At 35.1% G+C, this 4179-nt stretch carries 4 protein-coding genes; all 4 read right to left on the bottom strand.

The window, feature by feature from the left end; genetic code table 11:
• On the bottom strand, positions 1–616 hold a 616-nt coding region (locus ACT8VG_RS08140; protein WP_444195591.1), incomplete at its 3' end, for a lipopolysaccharide biosynthesis protein.
• 175 nt (positions 617–791) lie between these two features.
• Positions 792–1808, bottom strand: a complete 1017-nt coding sequence (locus ACT8VG_RS08135; protein WP_444195590.1) for a hypothetical protein — start codon at positions 1806–1808, stop codon at positions 792–794.
• Positions 1805–2992, bottom strand: a complete 1188-nt coding sequence (locus tag ACT8VG_RS08130) for a glycosyltransferase (protein ID WP_444195589.1) — start codon at positions 2990–2992, stop codon at positions 1805–1807. The genes ACT8VG_RS08135 and ACT8VG_RS08130 overlap by 4 nt, the downstream gene beginning before the upstream one ends.
• A gap of 85 nt (positions 2993–3077) precedes the next feature.
• Positions 3078–4179, bottom strand: a 1102-nt coding sequence (gene wzy, locus ACT8VG_RS08125) for an O-antigen polysaccharide polymerase Wzy (protein WP_444195588.1), incomplete at its 5' end; no start/stop codon positions are given.

Raw genomic sequence — 4179 nt, 5'->3', positions numbered from 1 at the left:
GCTTTGAAGTTGGCAAATGAGTTGTAAATAATACATGACACGCAAAAACGCCAAAAGTAGATGCTATTGCCAACGCAATTAGGTTTGATGAATACATAGACTCATAATCTCTTGCTCCCAAGAACAGGAATACTAAAATCAAGAGAAGTAGTGTTCCTCTCTCCACAGCAATGAGACCTGCATACTTTTTAATACAATTGGTCATTTGTAAAATAGAGCTGCAAAGACCCTCAAAATTATAAAGTGGTAATATAGCAGCAACACCTAAAAGAATTTCTTTTTTTACTGGATCTCGTATGAAGTTAATGTTCAAAAGAGTCATGCATAAAGATACTATAATCATAAGTAATACATAACTATATATCTGCCCGGAGAAACAACTTTTATTTAAGTTCTCCAGCTTATCTCCTGCATAACGCAGATAAATCCCATCTCTCCATCCAAACGTAAACACCCCTAAATAAGTCATGTAAAATAAAAACAACTGCCATTTCCCATATTCATCTATTGATAGAAATTTTGGGACAAACATTACCATGAAAATAGAAACAAAGAAGGACAGAAGATTGGCGCAAAAAGAAAAAGAAATATTCTTAAGAATCTGACGTTTTACCATAATCTATCCTCCTTCCTTTAAATGCCATGAAACGATGCGTACTCACTTAGGTACGTCTATTTATACAGTAATCAATAATAAAATAACTCATATAATATTATAGAATCGTGATGTTGATTCATAAACTCGCACAGTAACTAATACGCAAAAATCAACCTGAAAGTTCACTATTTATTTAAAAGTCAGGAAATTTATATAAATACTCGCTCAAATTAGCTTCTATATATTCAATTTCATTCTTGCTTTGTGGCAAATCTTTCCATGTCTGCGTATTTCTTTTGGAAATATTAGGATTAAAAATCTGCCCTGCTCTTTTATGGTGCTTCTCTGAAAGCCCAAGCCAGACTCTAAGCTGGCTTGTCGTATCTCCATATTTATATATTAAATCCTCAAAACGGACAAATCGAATATTGTCAGTGTTCAGATTTTCTTCCTTACGATGTGCCCTAGTGTATTTAAACCATTTGCAAAATGTTTCTACATCATTGGGTAAAATGCCATCTTTCCATACATATTTATCCAAAATAAATACATCTCGCGGATCCCGATCAACAACGACGACCTGAATAGGATCCTTGAAATATCTCAAATATCTTTGTAGATTCATAGGAGGAAGAAGCTGGTCTACCATCAGTATATCCATATCTTTAGGTACCACGGAATGAAAAAGGTTATGAATATAATCCTGTGTGCATTTCAGAAACTTTTCTTTTGAAGGATGGCTCCCATAAGTAATTTCACTTTTCATGGAATTATATTGCCTATCAATTTGTCCCCTCCATATTGTCAGATGAAGCAGCTTGTTAAGAATCCTTTTCCTGAAATAAAAGAAAGAGCCTCTATCGTAAAGATCATACATCCACCACCCATGGTATTTAAAATCAGTAAGAGCATCAATATACTCATACGAGTACTTTTCCCATTTATCACCGAAAAAAGTGGTATATTTGCGGCCTAAGGCATTACCACAGTAGAAATCAACTAATCTTTTATACCGCTTCAAAGCATGCCCAGAATTATGACGGTTAAAGCATTCTACCAAGTTGAATTCTAAATCAGAAATTCCATCTGGATCCTGAATAAAGCGGAATTCTTCATTAGTAAATGAATAAACTGTATCAAATTCAGATACATAATCAGTCACTGCGCTGGAACCGGTTCCATAATAACTGGCGCAAGAAATAAATCTCATTTATATTCCTCCATAATCAGATTCAAAATATATAAAAGCCTAGATTTGATTGTTTCCGGCATAAAGGCCTGTGTCCGTTTACTGCTTTCCTGCTTGTAATGGTTATATAATTTATCATTCTCAATCAATAAATTAATCTGCTTTGCCATGTCAGTGGCATTATGTACTTTACAAAGAAGCCCAAAATCATTATTGCCTAAAATTTCCCGTGGTCCCGTAGGACAGTCAGTAGCTACAATAGGAAGATGAGAATACAATGCTTCAATAATTGTTGTAGGAAGCCCTTCAAATTCACTGGATTGAACCATCATAAAAGCAGATGAGTAATAATCCTGTACATTAGTCTTTGCCCCCTCAAAAAAAATATGGGAAGAGACTTCTTCTCCCTTTGCCCTCGCATATTCCATGGCCTTAGTCCTGTCAGGCCCATCACCAACAAATACAAGATTTAAATCCTCATGCTTTTTTAACACAAGTGCAAAAGCATCAATTAGTGTATAGGGGTTTTTGTGGGGGGCCTCAATTCGGGACACCATAACAATATATTTACCGTATTTTTCTTTTAGCTTTTGAACTTCTTTATCATTTATCTGCTTTTCTGCAATAAAGGAAGGGTTATATAACTGATGTATATTTAAATGAAGATATTTATTATATTCAAAAACTTCATGCTGTCCTGACTCAACAAGTACGACCAAGTTCTTTATTTTCCTATATAAATTCAAAAATCCGTCCGACAGCAGCAAGTAGCTGTATAAAGCGCCATGCAGCCAGCAAAGTTTATGCTTCGATTTTACAAAACCATCGGCTACAAAAGTTAAATCATTAAAATGCCCTGAAAAAGCAATTGTTAAATCATACTGATTTTTTATCTGAATTCTACTCTTTATCTTCAGTGCAAGATTAAGAGGAAACAGTGCCGTTGCCATCATTGGATATGCATATTTTCCCCAGTTCCACATACGAATGGCCTTATTGTACTGTTCCGGCGTTAATTTTCTGCTATAGTTAAAATGTACCATGTGGCAGGATGAGGGAAATTCCTTTTCCAAGTCAGTCAAATGAGGCCTAAGATTAATGATAGTTACATCATGACCCGCAGACGTCAAAATTCTTGCATAGTCTGCTCCAACTCTCTCTATTCCACCTATTTGTAATCCATCGAATACCATAGCTATTTTCATAGTCATCCCTCATTAATACAATTACTATATGCGATATGTTCTTTAGATTAAGCACTTTAATGCAACTACTGAAAAACTAGTGGCTTCACCGATTATTTTCCACATAGCGCCTAAAAAATCGTCCCGTAATAATTAGATATAGGCCCATAAAGAAAATGGCATACTCAATTACAATGAGACTTTCAACTAATGACCGTCTGGGGAACGTTATAAGAATAAAAAGACAGATTAAACGAACATATCTTTCCCAATTATTTGAAATAAAATATCGTCCGAATATATTGCGTAAAAAAGAAGGCCCAACAAGTGAAACAATGCAGCCAAGCCAGGAAAAGTTCATATAGGTTTCTGCGATAAAAGAAAAACCGGTTCCGAAGTCAAGCAAAGAGCCAAATTCAGCATGGTTTGCAACAAGCAGCCATTGGGTTGGATTGATTATATGCTGCTTAATGCCCCAAAAATCAAATGTACTTGGAATGATGCTCAAAAAAGAATTAGCATAGGAAAGGCCATATTGATAATTATATGACGAAGGCACAAACAAACTAACAAATGAAATCGAATAAAAATTAAATCCTAACTCTTCAATAATTCGTGCCAAAACACCTGTCCTAATAATATCCCAAATGCCCATCTGCTCTCCAGCAGAAGCCACCCTATTATATGCAATGAATGCGGAAAGTGCGCCTAAAAGAAAAATTCCTACACATAATAAAGCATTGATAACTATTTTATTTCTTTTTCCCCGATAGCTAGAATAAATATCATAGAACAACACCATAAGCCAACTGATACCGGTCATTCGATCACCAATTATAAGAGAAACTCCACATACATATAAGACAGGAATATCTATTACTTGAAGCATGCCCCAATATGTGCGTGTAGAATAGCATCGATACAAAATACATGCCGGCAGAAAAAAAGCATTCCCAAATCGAAACAAGGCATTTGAGGAAAGCATCCTTCTTGTTTCTTGAGAAAAACCATTTTGCAGCGTGAAAAAAGCATAGTAAGTATAAAGAGAGATAACAATCAATCCAGTTATCACAATGAGGAGTCTAAGTGCACACTTTAAATGCTCCGTATCCTCCATAATTGAAAATCTAGAAAACAAAATTTTATATTTTGCAGTCTCACAGCTTGATATGCAAGCTATTGTGCCGATGCACCAGAATAATATACAT

Origin of the sequence: Catenibacterium sp. (genome assembly GCF_052354645.1) — a bacterium.
Classification (GTDB): Bacteria; Bacillota_I; Bacilli_A; order Erysipelotrichales; family Coprobacillaceae; genus Catenibacterium; species Catenibacterium mitsuoka_A.
Note: the sequence above shows the minus strand (reverse complement) of the source record. Positions and strands in the feature narration are given on the sequence as shown.